At 49.4% G+C, this 16,971-nt stretch carries 14 protein-coding genes and 5 pseudogenes; 12 read left to right on the top strand and 7 right to left on the bottom strand.

Annotated features, from left to right (window positions below; translation table 11 throughout):
* Nucleotide 1: 1 nt before the first annotated feature.
* The 5 genes from IB144_RS15170 (at nucleotide 2) to IB144_RS15150 (ending at nucleotide 7,048) form a co-directional block, all read left to right on the top strand.
* Nucleotides 2–382: a nitrite transporter gene (locus IB144_RS15170; RefSeq protein ID WP_149359033.1), complete on the top strand. Its 381-nt coding sequence runs from the start codon at nucleotides 2–4 to the stop codon at nucleotides 380–382.
* Nucleotides 379–3,447 (top strand): host specificity factor TipJ family phage tail protein, encoded by a 3,069-nt coding sequence (locus IB144_RS15165; RefSeq protein WP_149359034.1) that lies wholly within the window; start codon nucleotides 379–381, stop codon nucleotides 3,445–3,447. The genes IB144_RS15170 and IB144_RS15165 overlap by 4 nt, the downstream gene beginning before the upstream one ends.
* 75 nt (nucleotides 3,448–3,522) lie before the next feature.
* Nucleotides 3,523–5,070, top strand: a complete 1,548-nt coding sequence (locus tag IB144_RS15160; RefSeq protein ID WP_264937768.1) for a hypothetical protein — start codon at nucleotides 3,523–3,525, stop codon at nucleotides 5,068–5,070.
* A gap of 12 nt (nucleotides 5,071–5,082) precedes the next feature.
* The gene (locus IB144_RS15155) at nucleotides 5,083–5,757 is read left to right on the top strand and encodes a hypothetical protein (protein ID WP_032412789.1); all 675 of its coding nucleotides are present in this window, start codon (nucleotides 5,083–5,085) and stop codon (nucleotides 5,755–5,757) included.
* Nucleotides 5,750–7,048, top strand: coding sequence for a BNR-4 repeat-containing protein (locus IB144_RS15150; RefSeq protein WP_040146348.1), 1,299 nt, complete (start codon nucleotides 5,750–5,752; stop codon nucleotides 7,046–7,048). Before IB144_RS15155 ends, IB144_RS15150 begins: the two co-directional genes overlap by 8 nt.
* Before the next feature lie 35 nt (nucleotides 7,049–7,083).
* On the opposite strand, the gene IB144_RS15145 is transcribed toward IB144_RS15150, so the two are convergent.
* Nucleotides 7,084–7,896, bottom strand: a complete 813-nt coding sequence (locus IB144_RS15145; protein ID WP_040221897.1) for a hypothetical protein — start codon at nucleotides 7,894–7,896, stop codon at nucleotides 7,084–7,086.
* A complete protein-coding gene (locus tag IB144_RS15140) occupies nucleotides 7,896–8,390 on the bottom strand; it encodes a hypothetical protein (protein WP_040221898.1) in 495 nt (164 codons plus the stop codon). The genes IB144_RS15145 and IB144_RS15140 overlap by 1 nt, the downstream gene beginning before the upstream one ends.
* Here IB144_RS15140 and IB144_RS15135 point away from each other — a divergent pair.
* Nucleotides 8,356–8,550: pseudogene (locus IB144_RS15135) on the top strand (recombinase family protein); the annotation flags it as partial. The gene IB144_RS15140 and the pseudogene IB144_RS15135 overlap by 35 nt on opposite strands.
* 411 nt (nucleotides 8,551–8,961) lie before the next feature.
* On the opposite strand, the gene IB144_RS15130 reads toward IB144_RS15135, so the two are convergent.
* Nucleotides 8,962–9,669 (bottom strand): PIG-L deacetylase family protein, encoded by a 708-nt coding sequence (locus IB144_RS15130; RefSeq protein ID WP_071959684.1) that lies wholly within the window; start codon nucleotides 9,667–9,669, stop codon nucleotides 8,962–8,964.
* Complete coding sequence (locus IB144_RS15125; protein ID WP_040146340.1) at nucleotides 9,670–10,260, bottom strand: sugar transferase; 591 nt, start codon at nucleotides 10,258–10,260, stop codon at nucleotides 9,670–9,672.
* 181 nt (nucleotides 10,261–10,441) lie between these two features.
* Here IB144_RS15125 and IB144_RS15120 point away from each other — a divergent pair.
* The 5 genes and pseudogenes from IB144_RS15120 to IB144_RS15100 all read left to right on the top strand — a co-directional run.
* Nucleotides 10,442–10,549, top strand: a pseudogene (locus tag IB144_RS15120) (helix-turn-helix domain-containing protein); the annotation flags it as partial.
* A 77-nt stretch (nucleotides 10,550–10,626) separates the two neighbouring features.
* Nucleotides 10,627–11,049, top strand: coding sequence for a hypothetical protein (locus IB144_RS15115; protein WP_025983156.1), 423 nt, complete (start codon nucleotides 10,627–10,629; stop codon nucleotides 11,047–11,049).
* A 549-nt stretch (nucleotides 11,050–11,598) separates the two neighbouring features.
* Complete coding sequence (locus tag IB144_RS15110) at nucleotides 11,599–12,018, top strand: translesion error-prone DNA polymerase V autoproteolytic subunit (protein ID WP_002901812.1); 420 nt, start codon at nucleotides 11,599–11,601, stop codon at nucleotides 12,016–12,018.
* Between the two features lies 1 nt (nucleotide 12,019).
* Complete coding sequence (locus IB144_RS15105) at nucleotides 12,020–13,285, top strand: Y-family DNA polymerase (RefSeq protein ID WP_065799515.1); 1,266 nt, start codon at nucleotides 12,020–12,022, stop codon at nucleotides 13,283–13,285.
* Between the two features lie 172 nt (nucleotides 13,286–13,457).
* Nucleotides 13,458–13,886 carry a GFA family protein gene (locus IB144_RS15100; protein ID WP_071845816.1) on the top strand — a complete coding sequence of 143 codons (429 nt, stop codon included), beginning with the start codon at nucleotides 13,458–13,460 and terminating at the stop codon, nucleotides 13,884–13,886.
* A 308-nt stretch (nucleotides 13,887–14,194) separates the two neighbouring features.
* Here IB144_RS15100 and IB144_RS15095 read toward each other — a convergent pair.
* A pseudogene (locus IB144_RS15095) lies at nucleotides 14,195–14,425 on the bottom strand (EAL domain-containing protein); the annotation flags it as partial.
* Between the two features lie 284 nt (nucleotides 14,426–14,709).
* Nucleotides 14,710–15,942: a GGDEF domain-containing protein gene (locus IB144_RS15090; RefSeq protein ID WP_223168850.1), complete on the bottom strand. Its 1,233-nt coding sequence runs from the start codon at nucleotides 15,940–15,942 to the stop codon at nucleotides 14,710–14,712.
* Nucleotides 15,943–16,377: 435 nt separating this feature from the next.
* Between IB144_RS15090 and IB144_RS15085 the strand changes: the two are divergent.
* Nucleotides 16,378–16,773 (top strand): annotated as a pseudogene (locus IB144_RS15085) (ASCH domain-containing protein).
* An 11-nt stretch (nucleotides 16,774–16,784) separates the two neighbouring features.
* On the opposite strand, the pseudogene IB144_RS15080 reads toward IB144_RS15085, so the two are convergent.
* Nucleotides 16,785–16,898, bottom strand: a pseudogene (locus IB144_RS15080) (SOS response-associated peptidase); the annotation flags it as partial.
* Nucleotides 16,899–16,971: the final 73 nt, after the last annotated feature.

Here is a 16,971-nt window from a genome sequence, read left to right as displayed (position 1 = left end):
AATGTTCAACCCTGATAAATACCGTTCTGTTAAATGGCAGAAGGGCGGGCGCGTATATCCGCAGCTCGACTGTTTCGGCATTGTAAATGAGATACGTCGCGACCTGGGGCTACCTGAATGGCCGGATTTTGCAGGTGTGACCAAAGACGGCGGGGGCCTCGACCGGGAAGCGAGAAAGCTGATGCTTTCGCTGAAACGTTGTGAACCCTGTGAAGGTGCCGGAGTGGCTTGCTATTCGGGCTCAACAGTTTCCCACGTAGGGATCGTGGTCAGTATCGATGGTCTGCTGCATGTGGCGGAATGTAATCCCGGTACCAACGTCACTTTCTTGCCGCTGTCACGGTTTAAGCGGCGATTTGTCAAAGTGGAGTTCTGGCAATGACCATTCGTTTTTACCCGTCCCGGCTTCCCGGTGAACCACTCGAAACGCATGAGCATGGTGTAACCAGTATTCGCAGCTGGCTGGTGGCAAATGTTGAAGGCTACGAGGATCGGGATGTCCCACCGCTGACCGTTGAGGTTGAGGGGCAGTCAATTCCGCCAGGCGAATGGGCTATTTTCGTGATCCACCCTGATAGTGATGTCCGGCTTTATCCGGTGCCTTTCGGGCTGGAGGCCGCCACAATCGCGTGGATCGGCGTCGGTATCTCCGTTGCCGCTGCAGCCTATTCGTACTTTATGATGAGCAACATCGATACGGGCGGCTATACCTCATCCACAGGGCGGAGTCTCGACCTGAACCCGGCAAAGGCGAATACCGCAAAACTCGGTGATGCCATTCGTGAGGTATTTGGCCGGGTGCGTATCTACCCTGATTATGTGGTGCAGCCGGTTACCCGGTTTGATGCCGCCGATCCTACGAAAATGCGCGTCCAGATGCTGCTGTGTCTCGGTGTCGGTGATCTGATTTATACCAATGGCGATATCAGGGTTGGCAGTACGCCAGCTTCAACGCTACCGGGATTCAGCAGCACCCATTACCCGCCAGGCGCGGACGTTTCCGGTGATGAGCGCAGCGAAAACTGGGTCAACTCCACCGAAGTTGGCGGGACGTCATCCGGCACCGGGCTGGATATGGCCCAGACGTCGCCGGACGCAGACGACATTATCGCAGACAGCATGACCGTCTCCGGATCGAGCGTGACGTTTACCGGGCTGGATACGGATGATGATGACGATAATGACGAGAACGATAACGCACTGCCGCCCAGCTGGGTCGCTGGCGCCGTGGTCGAACTTAAAGCCCCGGCGAACTACCAGATCACCACGGCGGCTGGATACAGCGTTATCGCAAGCCCGCTGCTGACGGAGATCGCGCCGGTAGTAGGTATGCCGGTGACGCTGGGGTTTAACTCTGTCGATTACGATCTGTTTATCGCGTCATATACCCCCGGTCAGGCTGCAGTGCCCGGCACCGGGGGGAGTGCGGCAAAAGTCCAGGCCAGTGCGGCCCCGACCACCTACGATTTTTCGACCAGCTCCAGCACGTTCACGATCACCTGGCAGGGGGTTACCTACCCGGTGTCGCTGGTGGCTAACTACGTCTCGATGTCGGGACTGCTGGCGGCCATCACCGAGGGACTCACCGGCTCCGGCCTGGTTGCGCAGGACAACGGCGGCACCGTACTGATAACCGAGTCGGCCAGTCCGTTCGCGGGTGGGGAGATCACGTCCTCTTCGCTGCCTGCAGCTGTTTTCGGTGATGCCCCGGTTTACATCTCCGGCACGGCATCAACCGGCGGCAGCCCGGCGGTAACGGCGAATGTGACGCTTGCCTATAACAGCGCCACGGGAACGGGCTTTTCCGGCATGCCGGAGGGGGTGCAACGGCTTTCACTTGCTCACCGCGGGAATGAGTACCGCATTGTCTCTACCGACGGCACGACGGCGGCGGTGGCGCGCCTGGTTAATGGTGCCGTTGATGAGTCATGGCCGGGATTCACCGCCCGGACGATGATTGACTATGAGGCCACTGGTCTTAACGACACGCTGAGCTGGCTTGGGCCGTTCCTGGTTTGCCCTGAAAATGAGACCGTCGATATGTTCGAGGTGAATTTCTCCTTCCCGAACGGCATCTGTGGCTTTGACAGTAAGGGCAAAAAACGGATCCGCCACGTGGAGTGGGAGATACAGTATCGCGTCTACGGTTCCGGATCGGGGTGGGTGAGTCACCAGGGCGAGTATGCGCTGAAAAACGTCAACGGGTTAGGTTTCACTGAGCGGATCACCCTCAGCTCTCCGGGGCTGGTAGAGGTTCGCTGCCGTCGGCGCAATGAGCAGGGCTCAAACAACGCGCGAGACAGTATGTACTGGCAGGCACTGCGCGGGCGACTGCTGACGCGCCCTTCATCCTATCCCGGCGTGTCGCTGATGGCGGTGACCGTTGAGACGGGCGGGAAGCTGGCGGCGCAGTCGGACCGCCGCGTAAACGTTGTGGCCACGCGGGCCTACGACTCAGGAACGGCCAGAACCATTTCGGGAGCGCTGCTGCATGTAGGGAACTCATTGGGCCTGGAGATGGATGTCGACACCATCAACGCGCTGGAGTACGCGTACTGGACGCCACGGGGCGAGTATTTCGATTTCGCCACGGGCGACAGTATCTCAGCGCTGGAAATGCTGCAGAAGATAGCCAATGCCGGGAAGTCACGTTTTCTGCTGAGTGATGGCCTGGCGACGGTCAACCGTGAGGGGATTAAGCCCTGGACTGGCGTGATCACTCCGCATGAGATGGTGGAGGAGCTGCAGAGCGGATTTACCGTACCGTCCGACGATGATTTTGATGGCGTCGACGTGACATACATCAACGGGACTACCTGGGCAGAGGAGACCGTTAAATGCCGGACGCCTGATAATCCCACGCCGGTGAAAATCGAGAACTACAAACTCGATGGGGTACTGAATCAGGATCACGCCTACCAAATCGGGATGCGCCGCCTGATGAAATACCTGCAGCAGCGGGTGACGTTCCAGACCACTACCGAGCTGGACGCGCTGTGCTACAACACGGGCGATCGCATAGTGCTCACGGATGATATTCCGGGTAACAACACGATTTCCTGTCTGGTGGAGGCGATGACAACGGCTGGTGGCGTGACAACGTTCACCGTTACGGAGCCGCTGGACTGGTCTTTCGAAAATCCCCGCGCGCTGATCCGCTATCAGGATGGTTCTGCATCCGGGCTGATGGTGGCGAGCAGGGTAGGCGATTTTCAGCTGTCAGTCCCGCACCTGAGCGCGTTTGATGACCCGATGAAGGTTGACCTGTCGTCGGCAACCATCGAGCCGATCCGCCTGGTGTTCTGCGGCTCAACGCGCCACGTCTACGACGCCATTGTAGAGGAGATCGCCCCGCAGTCTGACGGAACATGCCAGGTCACCGCTAAAGAATATCTCGAATCGTTCTACCAGTACGACGACGCCACATACCCCGGCGACGCTGCTTAATACCAAAAAAATCCCTTTCAACTTTTCTTTCGCTCAAACCCTCGTTTGGGCGAACGCCTTTTTGGAGCAAAAAACATGGCCGAACTTAACCCGCCTTTGGGAACGACGACGCCTGAAATATTCATGGACAACGTTAAGCGCGCTGACGAACTGGTGAACGGTCCGGCCGGAACGGTTAACGACCGCGCAGGCGAACCGCTCGATACCTGGCGCCAGATGATGGCTAAGAATGACGAAGTTCGGCAAAACATCATCCCGCTCAGCAAGCAATACCAGACGCTGGCAGCGGCCCAGGCGGATATCGCGAATATTCCGGTAGGATCGACCACGTATTACCGCAGCCCGGATGACAGCGCGCTCGCAATCGAGGTGATGAACGTTGGCGGGACTCTGACCGCAACCGGGCGAAAAATGCCTTCGTATGACCTGGTGGCGGCCATCAGCCAGGCGGTAACGGCGGAGGTCATGGCCCGAACAGGTCTGATATTCAGCAGCGATGACCAGACCATGCTCTCTTTATGCGATGAATGGGGATATGAAGCCGGGCGGATCACTGAGAATAGTTTCGAAACGAGAAAACTCAGACTGATCCAGTCAGAGACAGGTCCGCTACTGACGCTGGTTGATGATTTCGGTTATGCGGTGAATCTGTTTTCCGAAAGAGGCGCGCTGGTTGCCGGAAATAATGAGTTGTCAGATTCAGAGTCGCTTATTTCCTTCCCTGATGAATTCGGGAACGAGCTGATTCTGGTTGATAAGCAGGGGCGGCTGTATGCCGGGGATAACATCATATTTGACGCGCCGGACTGGGCACGCTGTACCGTTGACCCCTTCGGGTATGTTATCGAAGGCGTGAAATTAAATGGTGATGTGGTCAGCAAGAATGGAGGCGGCGGTAGCGTCGAACCTGTGCCCTCTGTACTGGAGAGCAGCGCAGCAGCGCACTGGCTGTTTGGCTATGAGTCCACGTCGTATACAAGCCGTGTGGGGTATAAAACGCTGACACCGCAGGCCGCGCCGGAATTCAATAACAATTACATTTCGATCTCCGCCTGGGGCGGCGCGCTGATGACCGATATCCCCGATGCCGGGGAATACACTGTCTGCGCGGTGGTCAGGGTACCTGAACAGGCCCCGTTAACCGACTGCGTGGTGATTTACGGCACACAGAACGGGTATTCACTTCGGGATGACGACGACACCTACACCGGCAATCAGCTGTCGATGTTTTCCGACAGGGATGATCGGCGATGGCTGCGTGTGAAAAATTCCGGTTACCGGGGAACGTCCCGGCATTATCCGACACTACAGCCGCCTGTCGGCCAGTGGCTGTTCATTTCACATGTGGTGAAACTTGAGGGCAGCGGACTGCGTTACCAGGCAATCAGCGTGGGTGGCGAAGAATATCAGATGCTGCGCGAGGCCGATGCAGATCGCCTGATTCTTTCCGGCCGCAACATCGCCATTGGCAACGGGTGGTGTGATAACGCCATGTTCAAAACCAAAAATCTCGACATCGCTGAATTCATCTACTTCGACCATTCACTTTCTGCGCAACAGGTCCAGGCCGTTTATCACAATTCCCGCCAGCGTATGGCTGAGCGCGCACTTAACTTACAGTAAAGGAGTCTCCCTATGGGCACAGCAATTATGGCCGCTGGCACTGATGCATCAGCGTACGCAAATAATTATCTTCCGCCGGTCACTGGCCCGCTAGCCTGGGCCAATCTGGAAAGCGATCTGCTGCCGGCAGGTCGGCGCCTTAAAAACTTCGGTAGCCTCGGAGGTACCTTTGCGCTGTCCGGTATTGCTCAGCTGGTAGCAAAAGGTGTTGCAGCGGCAGCGGGTACGGAAAGCCGTCTGACTCTGGGTACCTTTACGCCGGATGCTTACACCTTCATCGTGCTGGTCGACGTGGGCCCGGATGCAGGGATACTGCGTCACCGCAATATTCGTATCAGCACGAATGCCAGCAAAAAGCTTCAGCGCGTCATGGATGCCGGTACAAGCGTTTCGGATATCACTGCGCCTGCAACGGGCGCGTTCGCCGTATTCCTGTGTGGTGACAGCACCGGGCATGCGTTTGGTATTGTGACGGCTTCAGGTATTCAGAAATCCACCTCCACGGCGGTGAACAGCGGGACGACTGCCACCTGGATGGGAGGGACCAATCAGGCAGGCCTGGCAGCAGCATGGGCAGGCTATGGTTCGGCTTTCTATGACCGAAAGCTCAGTGACAGTGAAATGGAACGGGTGGCAGAACGCCTTATTAAACGGGCGCGTTATCTGGGAGTAACGGTGAATGGCTGATTTGTCGATTTCGGTTATTTCAGACCAGGCATCTGAGAGCAATCAGGCGGGGTGGTGGCATCCCCTTGACAGCTTTCAGGGAGTGGAATGTTACGGGCTGTGTAAAGAGTACGGTACCGCCGGTTATCATCAGGTCGAAATCGTTCGCCGTGATGCCGATGGTACCCTCACGCGGGGAATGTGTAAGAACGTCGACGGGACGGTCGCGGAATTTAACAATGACGTGGGCCATAATCAGCCATCTGTGGTTGTGGACGGTGCGGGATATATCCACGTGTTTACGTCGATGCACGTTAACCTGCTGCGGTACTTTCGCAGCGCGCGCCCTGGCGACGTGTCGCAAATGGTGGATGCGACCCTGGACTTTCCGGATGTGGACTGGGTCTGGACGTACCCGATCACCGGCAGAGGTCCAGATGGTGATGTGTATTGTCTGATGCGGGTCGCCAGCCGGAGCACCACCGGGGAAAATAAACGCGGGGGTATCCTTTACCGCTTTGACGTCGGCACGCTGCGATGGACCCGTTATGCGCATGTGGCTGAAACAGCCAACCGCGCTATTTACCCGGATGATATAGCCATTAACGAGGACGGCGTCCATCTTCTGTTTCAGTGGTCGGCCTACCCGTCTTCTGCCGTCCGCCATGTCGGGGAATATGGCGTCATTGGTACCGATGGACTGATGAGAACGATAAATAACACGCCCCTGCCAATGCCGGTAACGCAGGGACAGCTGGCGTATAAGCCATTGCAGCCGGGTGAAAACCCGGCGATAAGTGACGGGCTGAAAATGGGGATTCAGTCTGCGAAATTTGCGTTTGATGGCGAGGGGTTGTCGCATATCACTTACCGTTTCAGAACCGTGGATGATCCTTCCGGGACCTGGTTCAGTAAGTTCGGGGTATACGTTGCGACATGGGCTGGGTCTGCGTGGAGCGAACAGCAGATCGCGTATGTCCCGCCGGAGAGGGGAAACACTTCCGCAGCACTGGCGGCAACCGTTCAGGGGGGCAAGCGGAGGGTGTATTTTTCGGTGGAATACACGTCTTCCGGGAATACTGTCGCTGTCATTGTCCTGGCGGAAAATGCAGGTTCTGGATGGGTCTACTCGGTACTCGGCAACAGCGCTCCCACACTTCTGCGCCTGGGTGCTGCACCAGGAAACGGCGGTGACGTGCTTTACGTCTCGGCACCGTTTGAGGCTAAGGTGTATCGCTATTTTGTGCCGGAAGATTATTCCCCGGCTCAGCAATTCACGAGTTTTGATGTACTGCTGTCGACTCTGGTGTAATTAAAATCATCCCCCGGCAGTCTCCGGGGGTATGGTTAACTAAACCTTCCCGACACAGCCGCCATCTCCTCCGCAATGACCTGCAGCGCTGTTTTGCTGACCAGAGTCAGATCGTCAATTCGCGCACGGTAAAAGCGACCTGCAAAGGGTGTGGTATCCGCCAGGTTTGAACCAATGCCATTCAGGTTGATAGTCGCCGTCGGATAGGCAATTTTCCCCGTCCAGACGCCCTCATAAGCAAGGACCCCATCCAGATAAACCAGCCCCTTTTGCTGCGTGCCATCAGCCGACTCCTGATAGCGGACGCTCAGGCAGTGCAGATTGCCGTCGGCCAGACTGCCGATGTAATCCTTAATGCTGTAGTTAATGCCACGCACGCACACCGTCAGCGCCGTGATCACCCCAGCCGTGATGGTAGGATAGACCTGAATCAGCCGGTTAGCGGTAGTGGCGTAACTGGTTGCCCCAATCCCCACCCAGACATTACTGAAACCATCAGCGCCAGCATTCGCCGGATCGATTTTCAGCCAGAACGTATGCATGTAGTCTTTCATGGCCGCTGTCGGAATAAACCCCGCAGGCAGGCGCAGGTACTGGCGCGACGTTTTATCGAAAACCAGCCCACCGGAAGTGCTGTCAAAGTTCAGAGCTACCGAACCCACGCTGGCCGGGTCATCCAGAAAGCACAGATTTTTGAGCTGGGCACCGGGAGCCAGGTTATTCGCCCCTCCTGCCCAGTTATGTTTCACATCGATCATTCCCAGCGTACCGGCATTGATGGACGGGAAATAATATAATTTTGACCCGGTGTCGTTCACCCAGTCGGTGCTCTGTTCGACCTTACCCATTATTTAACCCATCCTTTATGTTTGAGAAACTGGCAAACGAAATTTGCGTTGACTTCTGCCCCGACGTACAGCGCGCCACTCATCAGCGTCTGTGACGGATGCAGCGTGTCGTATTTCAGGGAAGCAGGTGTGGTGTCGTCGGCGATATTCTGCACATCGGTTGCATTCGCCGGGTTGTAGTGGTTTTTGAAGTTCTGCAGCAGATCAACGCCATCAATTTCACAGTAGTACTCCGGAAAGGCCGCTTTCAGCCCTGCGTTTATGGCATGGATACGCTGATAGCCAGCAGAACCGCGAGTTTCATCACCGCGGGTAAACTGAGGGCAGATACACGGCAGCGCACCAAGCGGCTTCAGGTAACTGACGATACTTTTGACGTTATTCTCCACTTCGCTGACGCTGGTTGTGTTGTTACGCCCGCAGGTCAGGATCAGAATGGCCTCATCGTGCTCAGGATACAGTACGCTAGCAGGGCGATTCTTCTTCCACGTCATGAGCGCCCTGGCGGAAATGGAGCGAGATCTGATAGTGGAGAGGACACGCGCTGGACTGGCGGTAGCAAGAGAGCAGGGGCGTATCGGCGGATGTAGCCGGGTAATGACCCCTGATGTTGTCGATTGGGCAAGCCGAATGCTGGAGAGCAGTGTTAACCGATAATAGGTCTCCAAGGTGATCGACGGATGTGTGAGGACTATTTATAAATATTTCCCGGTCACCAGTAAAAATCATTGTGTTGTGTCGGTGTGGTTGATCGATAGACGATACCTGTATTGATCTGTATTCGAGATGAAACTACTGTGTGTGCAACCAGTATTGACTAGGGGGCTACCATGCTCCTTTATTCAAATTGATGAGATTATTACGAAAAGAAATACCATCCTGAGCCAATACATCGTGCACGTGCAAGGGAGTGATTTTTAATTTGGTGTTGAAGTAGCATATGACATAAATTTTTATCTTATAATCGTTTATTTTGGTGAGTTATGCGTAAGTTTTGCTTACGCATAATTATTATCAGTGTATTTATTTTCTGATTATCTAACTAGCAATGAAATATAATTTAGATTAATATGTTATTTTGCTTCTTAATAGATAAAATAATTCTGCGTAGTTCACACCAGATTCAAGCCCCCTAAAGGATGCTAATCTCCTTACTGCATCCAATGATATCAGTGAGTTCTCTACATTTGACATTTGAGACTCATGCTTACCAAGTATTGATATCTTTCTCTCAAGATGTTTACTTATATCTACATAAATAGATCCAGATGATTGACTCCATGATCCTGAATCCCCCCAGCCAGCAGGTGGATACTCATATGCTATTACAGACTTGGGTGAATCAGCATTTTTTGTGGTCCTGGTGGCTGCGATTGAGCATTCATAAACCCATTTATGCTCCTGATGGAATGAAGGTACAGGGATGAAAATAATATCTGGTTTTATATTTTCAATAAGTAAGTCAATCGCATTTACACATCTACTTTTACTGGATGAACACAAATCAAAGTCCTCATTATCATTAATTTTATTTATGATATGAAGAGTCGCCCCGGCTTCGAGCATGGCGTTTGTAAGTTCTTTTTTTCTCGTTTCACTGCTAACATAGATACCATTTCTCACATGCCACTCACCTTTAATTGTTACTACAGCAATGTGAACTTCTATATCATTTTCTACCGCTCTTGACATTGCTCCTCCGCAGCCTAGCTCAGCATCATCTGCGTGCGGGCTTATAATTAACCATTTTTTTGATGTGAAGAAATCAATCATTTAATTAACCCCGCTCATTTTAAATACCACTGCCGGTGTTTTTAATAAAATAAATAGATCGAAATATAAACATCCTTTTTTATAATAAAGAATATCCATTGCAACTCTTCGCTTGTATTTTACCTCATCCCTGCCAGAAACTTGCCATATCCCAGTTATACCCGGCGTGGACTTTTTATAATACTCAATTTTTTTTCCGTACTTATCTGCTTCATATTGAGATATAGGCCTTGGGCCAACAAGTGACATGTTTCCAAATAAAACATTAAATAGTTGAGGTAATTCATCTATGCTCGTTTTTCTTATCCATTTTCCAAATTTAGTTACACGTGGGTCATTCTTCATGTGGCCCTTAGCATGTAATTCTTTCAATATATTATTTTGTATCTCTATTGGCAAGGTTGATATGTCTTTCATTGATGTAAATTTATAACAATTAAACATGCATCCATTTAGCCCGATTCTTTTACTCCTATAAATAGGAGGGTGTCCACTTAATGAAATAATTATTGCAACACCAATTAAGACAGGTGAAACCATTAGTATCAGAAGTAGTGATGCACACAAATCGAAAATCCTTTTGCTTTTCATGAATCCCCCGTGCAATTATATAATGATTCAATATGTTACAAATAAACACATTTATACAATAGTTCTATAAGGCAAATAGATCAATGGTCGAGTAAATGGATTCATGATTTAATCATTTAATGCATTGATAATTATGGGGAAAATTAGGTTTTGGTAATCCCGGCTGATGTGGGAAGGGGGTATTGAGCGAAGTTGCAGAATGCTGGAGAACGGCGCTACCCGGCAGCAGGTGGCTGATGTGACAGGCGTGGACGTGAAAACAATCTACAAGTACCTCCCGGCGACTTGAAGACAAAGATTTCACTACTTTTCCTGATATGTTACGTTTGGCTTGATCAATTCATTCAGCTTTGAAAACAGTTTGGTTTGTTTGTGATGAGTAAGAAAATAATAAGTTTTAGAGATTTTCTAACTATTAACCATAACCTTATGCACATGTCCGATACATGGGCTGATTTGTGGGCGTTGATTTTTTACACACGTTTAAGTGCGGGAAGGCTGCTGTCACTCCGTTACGATGACATTGATGGTTGTTCGATAATGATACGGGAACCGGGACATCTGAAGGCGCTACGTGTTGAATCAACCCCTCCAGTGGAGGGGATCATTGCTCGTAGAAGAGAACGCTATCCAGAAGATGTTTTTTTATTTCAGAGCCATTCTAACCGTGTGAAGTACCAACGCCGGCCGGTCACTATAATTGCTTTCAACGCCGCTTTACGTCGCGCCGCTAGATCATTACCAGACGTTAACGTAAGCAGTAGTAGCGCGAGAAACATACCGGACTAACCGCCTGTCCAGTCGCGTGTGGCCGATGTGACAGGCGTGGGGGTGAAGACTATTTACAAATATTTGCCAGTACAATACGGCGATAAAAAATCCCCTTGAGCAGGCACACTCAAGGGGAAAATACTACATAACATCATTGCTGTGTGCGTCTTCGCACACCCCTATCTTCTAAGAAGGCGCCCAAAGCTTCCAGATATTTCTGGTCTGAGCAGTTAAAACATTGGGTCGGTAGCCGATGTAATAGGAGGGGGTGAAGACGATTTATAAATATTTTCCAGCCGGTTAAGTTTGCTCACCTGCGAACCGTATGCAAGAGATCGCAGGTGAGCAATTTGCTATGAATGCATTGCCATAGCTGAAAAATTTTAACCTCGCATTGTTCGCAAAACCATCAAAGAGCTAAGGCCTGAAAACACTTTAAGACTTACCTCACTCGTTACATCAATGTGTTACGGCAATGACATAAATTGATAGCCAGAACCTATATTGATCTGTCGCTCTGCTAAAACTACTGTATATAAAAACAGTGTTAATCTGAGCGAGTCAATTATGCAGTTTTATACGCCCGTTGAGTTACGTGAGATCATGCTGATCCCGTTGTACAGTGACCTTGTGCAATGTGGTTTTCCAAGCCCTGCACAGGATTACGTTGAGCAACGTATCGATCTGAACGAGTTGCTCGTTAACCACCCCAGTGCGACGTATTTTGTCAAAGCCGCCGGCGACAGCATGAAGGATGCCGGCATAGGGGAAGGTGATCTTCTTGTTGTGGATAGCTCAAGGACAGCAGTTCATGGCGATATCGTTATCGCTGCAGTGGATGGGGAATTCACCGTTAAGAAGCTGCAACTGCATCCGCGGGTTCAGCTTAACCCAATGAACCCTGCATATTCGCCGATAGTCGTTGGTAGCGAGGATACTCTCGATGTGTTCGGGGTCGTAACTTACATCATCAAATCGGCTGGCTGAGATGTTTGCTCTTTGCGATGTGAACTCATTTTACGCATCGTGCGAGACCGTATTTCGTCCTGACCTGAAAGGGCGTCCGGTGGTCGTACTGTCAAACAACGACGGCTGTGTGATCGCCCGTTCACCAGAGGCGAAGCCCTTCGTCAAAATGGGTGAGCCGTACTTCAAACAAAAGGACATGTTTCGCCGGCACGGTATTATCGCGTTTAGCAGCAACTATGAGCTTTATGCCGATATGTCCAACCGAGTGATGACAACGCTGGAGGAACTCTCTCCACGCTGCGAAATTTACAGTATTGATGAGGCATTTTGCGACCTGACAGGAGTTCGGAATTGTCGCGATCTTACCGACTTTGGCAGGGAAATTCGCGAGACGGTTCTGCGCAGGACGCACCTCACGGTCGGTGTCGGCATAGCCCAGACTAAAACCCTGGCAAAGCTGGCCAATCACGCGGCGAAACAGTGGCAGCGGCAGACCGGAGGAGTGGTGGATCTGTCTAATCTGGAAAGACAGAGGAAGTTGATGGCTTTGCTTCCGGTGGATGAGGTCTGGGGAGTCGGGCGCCGCATCAGTAAAAAACTGGAGGCAATGGGCATTAAAACAGTGCTTCAACTGGCTGATACCGATATCCGTTTTATCCGGAAGCATTTTAATGTGGTTCTGGAGCGAACTGTGCGGGAGCTGCGAGGCGAAACATGCCTCGGGCTGGAGGAGTTCGCACCGGTAAAGCAGGAGATTGTCTGTAGTCGCAGCTTTGGGCAGCGGATTTCCACCTACGAAGAGATGCGCCAGGCGATATGCTTATACGCATCCCGTGCAGCGGAGAAACTACGTGGCGAGCATCAATATTGTCGGTTCATCTCAGCGTTCGTCAAAACCAGCCCCTTTGCGCTTAACGAGCCATACTACGGAAACAGCGCATCAGTAAAGCTGCTAACTCCAACCCAGGACTGCAGGGACATAATCACCGCGGCGACGAAATGCCTCGATGTAATCTGGCGAGACGGACATCGCTACCAAAAAGCAGGGGTGATGCTTGGGGATTTCTATAGTCAGGGCGTAGCGCAACTCAACCTGTTTGATGACAACGCACCACGAAAGAACAGTGAAAAGCTCATGGAAGTACTCGATCATCTCAATGCGAAAGACGGAAGGGGAACTCTGTATTTTGCAGGGCAGGGGATCCAAACTGCCTGGCAGATGAAGCGGGAAATGCTTTCGCCTCGCTATACTACGAGGTTCTGTGATCTGCTCAAAGTCAGGTGATTCAGCCATTAACATTAGTGATTGTGCTACTACAGTCCGCTTAGAGCGAAGAGCGGATATTCAGACCGACTGATAGCTGATTTTGAGTTGCCAAAAAGAGCGCTCCTATTCAGTACAAAAAAGATGGTAATGTTTCATAAAATCTCTTAGGCCTTGCAGGAATGGTTTTGAAATGAATGGATCTTGTTTGTGTGGAACAATTGAATTTGAACTTACTCATAAACCAGCAGTGTTTTATCGTTGTCATTGCTCGCTATGCAGAAAGCAGAGCGGCGTGGGTTACAATCTCGCCACACTAGTCAAAGACAGTGAGTTTCGCTGGATTAAAGGGGAAAACTGCATTGCTTCATGGTCTAAGCCAACGGGGTACCGTACAGATTTTTGCAATGTATGTGGCTCAACTGTGCCTAACAGTCTGCGAGACGTACCATATGTCTGGGTTCCTGTCGGTTTAATTGACGAACGTCTTGAAATGGAATGTGCAGGAGACTTCTGCACTGATGATGCAATGCCCTGGGATGAAACCCGCTCACCTAGTTGTCACGCTGGACCTGTCAAGTCGCTAGCCTCGCTTTTAAAGTACCTGAAACTCAATTCCTGAGCGTCAGCATTTGGCACATTGCGGACGTTATGAATTTATAGCCGCTCAATAATTAGTTCTGGCCCTTGGTTTTTCACGTCTCCCATAGCACGCGAGACCGGGTGCAAGAAGAAATGCTCAGCGGGCACTACTCCGCCTCCGGTAGTCTCAACTGCCGGCAACCCGGGGACATCCTGCCTCATCTATTCTCGCGCTGCTACGGTTCCACGGCTAGCGGGCATAGGTAGTAAAAGTCAATCAGACGTTTATTGATCTCAAATTCAACGTCTGTAAAACGCCTTAAAATTCATCACCACTTTCTGCTGTTACTAAATCTCCACAGGATCCGGCCAGCTTACAAATGGTAAGCCGTCATCTGAGTAGCCAGAAAAAAGGGGGCCCTGGAAGTAAGCGATACCTGCGGACTCCAGCCACATCCATTCTTCAGCTTTTTCGATTCCTGTAGCACATATTCTTATCTCGAGAGTATCACAGCAATTGATTATGCTTTGAACTACGGCTTGTTTCGCGCCATCCCTGTGAATATTTCTTATGAGCTCACTGGTATAAAAATCCTGCTTGTCGTGGTGGTTTCAAGGCGAGTCACTGCTCGTGCCTAAGACATCTACAGCTTGGTTTAGGTAAAACGGGGAAAATCGTTGTTTATAAGAATCAGATACCAAATAATACATTTTCGCTTAAACCAAAAAAATGGAACGCAGATATACATAAAGCATCACCCATGGCTTAGATGCGATCCGGACATGTAGCCGATACTTTAACAGACAGAGAGCCGGTATAAGTCAGACTCTCTGTCCTCTCTTTTAAAATCATCGCGCGAAATTCAATTCACTTCGGCGAACATGATGCCATCCTTCCCGTTGTTCTTCACTGAATATAATGCGTTATCCACTGCTTTTATTACATCCCCCACGGAATATGTCCCAGACGTAAGGAGCGTACCACCAACACTCAAGGTGATCGTCCTCGGTATGTTATATTTATTGCCTTTGGCGGTTTCAATTTTTACGTTATTGCGTAACATATTCGAAAATTCAATTGCATCTTTTAAACTGCTTTTTTTTACAATAATACCAAACTCTTCACCACCGATTCTTGCAAAGATATCATTCGGGCCGATGTATTGACCAATAATATCCACCACGGCGAGTAGTGTGCTATCCCCGGTAGGATGACCCCATGTGTCATTAATGCTTTTAAAATCATCTAGATCGATCACCATTACACAGATATTCTGGCAAGTAGATTTCAATATCTCTTCCAATCTGGTAAAGAAGAATCGTCGGTTATGAATGTTTGTCATCGGGTCACGGATGGCGAGGTGATTGGCAATCTTTAATTTGACAAAGACACAGTTCATTAGGGTGCCAATTACAAATAGTTTACTTAACACTTCAATCGCTCGGCTTAAATACCAGATCGATAGGTTATATTTATCTAATAAAAGTAAGAATGTATTATACATAATTGCCGACAGACAAATAACTAACATACCATTCCAGATATCAGAAGATAACTTCGTCACCTTTACTATAAAGTATGACGTTAGAGACCATAAAATGATCAATGCATTGATATACTGTATGTTCCATATGGCTTTTTTATCACCGCTCAAATAGTTTGTTAGCATGAAAGTGTATGTCGCATTATGGCTACTCAGGTTATGAGCAATAATCGGCATGATAAATGTTGGGAAAAGACAATAAACCATGATTTTGATTTTTCTACAACCATTCAGGATTTGGGATTGTTCTAGTTTATAACTGTAAATGGCCAGTATGAGTAAAATAATGAAACTCATTTGTCGGAAAAGATAAAATATTGCCGTGTCATTGGCTTTGATTTGTAATTCTAGTGCATCATTCACCGGCTTTTGAATGATGATAATGGTTTCGGCAAAGTAGACTAAACAGCCAAAAAATGTCAGGCTTAGCACGAATTTTGAAAACTCAATGCGGTTAGACATATAGTCCATCTGTAAAAACATAAAAGCAGTGATGTTTATAAAAAAGAGGGCTATAACAACAATTAAATAAGAGGATAGCGGAATGTTCATTTCATTCACCTCCATATATATAATAGTGTTGGAGGCGATAAGAAACAGACTAATTACTATGACTAACGACACAACCGGGTTTAATTTATATTTCATTTCCATAAATATAAGGTGAGTTAAATCCATTAAACTTATATTTGCAATGATGCATTTCGATTATTATAAAATACATGCATATCTGCAACTTTTTTTTACTTTTATTATATCCTATTGAAAAAGAAGAGTTTTATCATTATGTTCGTAAGGTTTTTTAATAGGTGGTATTTTTTATTTGAAAGAAATGTTTTCTTGTTTTTAATGTATTTTATGTGTTGTGTTTTATTGTTAGAGACCGACAAGGAATGTAAAGAAACTGTTTCCCCTCGAAGGGGGGCTTGTTTAATCTCAAATTGATTTAGTATTTTTCTGGGAAAATTAATCAAATGAATATGACAGATATTTAAAAGAAAAACATCTTGGAGTCGGCAACTGGAAAATGGGGAGAGCCCGACCTTTGCTACCAAACTGGTTACTCTTATCGAAGAGGGGATTAAAACCTCCACATGTGGCTCTTTTGCTTCTGATCAACAGGATGTGTCAGCCCTGAAGGTAGCAGGCTGCACCATCATACGGGATGGTGAGCATAAACCGGTGCGCATAATGAGGATGGTACGTTTCTGCGATGTGACTACCTTATTTGCTCGAAAAGAGGGGGAGAGGGGGAGAGGGGGAGAGGGGATTTAAGCCTTAAACGTTGGCGCAGGGAACATCAACAATTTTACCAGGGAAGGTAATTTCTCTCATGATAAGCAGTGGATCACCCAAGAACTCGAAGTAGTTGAGGTGCTGTAAGGCGGATCAACCACGTTGTACGGACCGAGTGGTTCGGGGTCATAAGCGATATCCCGCTCGGCCTCTTCAGCCAAATAAGCCGGGTACTCTTAACGGGTATGTGATTGAGAAAAGCGTCCGTACATGGTTACCTCCAGTCTTCAGACTGAAAGTATAGAAGGTGTGGAGGAAACGTAGGAAGGGAACTCCGACAGCCAT

The organism is Klebsiella sp. K4 (genome assembly GCF_014596785.2).
GTDB lineage: Bacteria > Pseudomonadota > Gammaproteobacteria > Enterobacterales > Enterobacteriaceae > Klebsiella > Klebsiella pneumoniae.
Note: the sequence above shows the minus strand (reverse complement) of the source record. Positions and strands in the feature narration are given on the sequence as shown.

What these genes read in the sequence shown, in the direction of transcription:
- IB144_RS15170 (WP_149359033.1), top strand. Translation starts at nt 2, where the DNA reads ATGTTCAACCCTGATAAATACCGTTCTGTTAAATGGCAGAAGGGCGGG.
- IB144_RS15165 (WP_149359034.1), top strand. Translation starts at nt 379, where the DNA reads ATGACCATTCGTTTTTACCCGTCCCGGCTTCCCGGTGAACCACTCGAA.
- IB144_RS15160 (WP_264937768.1), top strand. Translation starts at nt 3,523, where the DNA reads ATGGCCGAACTTAACCCGCCTTTGGGAACGACGACGCCTGAAATATTC.
- IB144_RS15155 (WP_032412789.1), top strand. Translation starts at nt 5,083, where the DNA reads ATGGGCACAGCAATTATGGCCGCTGGCACTGATGCATCAGCGTACGCA.
- IB144_RS15150 (WP_040146348.1), top strand. Translation starts at nt 5,750, where the DNA reads ATGGCTGATTTGTCGATTTCGGTTATTTCAGACCAGGCATCTGAGAGC.
- IB144_RS15145 (WP_040221897.1), bottom strand. Translation starts at nt 7,896, where the DNA reads ATGGGTAAGGTCGAACAGAGCACCGACTGGGTGAACGACACCGGGTCA.
- IB144_RS15140 (WP_040221898.1), bottom strand. Translation starts at nt 8,390, where the DNA reads ATGACGTGGAAGAAGAATCGCCCTGCTAGCGTACTGTATCCTGAGCAC.
- IB144_RS15130 (WP_071959684.1), bottom strand. Translation starts at nt 9,669, where the DNA reads ATGATTGATTTCTTCACATCAAAAAAATGGTTAATTATAAGCCCGCAC.
- IB144_RS15125 (WP_040146340.1), bottom strand. Translation starts at nt 10,260, where the DNA reads ATGAAAAGCAAAAGGATTTTCGATTTGTGTGCATCACTACTTCTGATA.
- IB144_RS15110 (WP_002901812.1), top strand. Translation starts at nt 11,599, where the DNA reads ATGCAGTTTTATACGCCCGTTGAGTTACGTGAGATCATGCTGATCCCG.
- IB144_RS15105 (WP_065799515.1), top strand. Translation starts at nt 12,020, where the DNA reads ATGTTTGCTCTTTGCGATGTGAACTCATTTTACGCATCGTGCGAGACC.
- IB144_RS15100 (WP_071845816.1), top strand. Translation starts at nt 13,458, where the DNA reads ATGAATGGATCTTGTTTGTGTGGAACAATTGAATTTGAACTTACTCAT.
- IB144_RS15090 (WP_223168850.1), bottom strand. Translation starts at nt 15,942, where the DNA reads ATGAACATTCCGCTATCCTCTTATTTAATTGTTGTTATAGCCCTCTTT.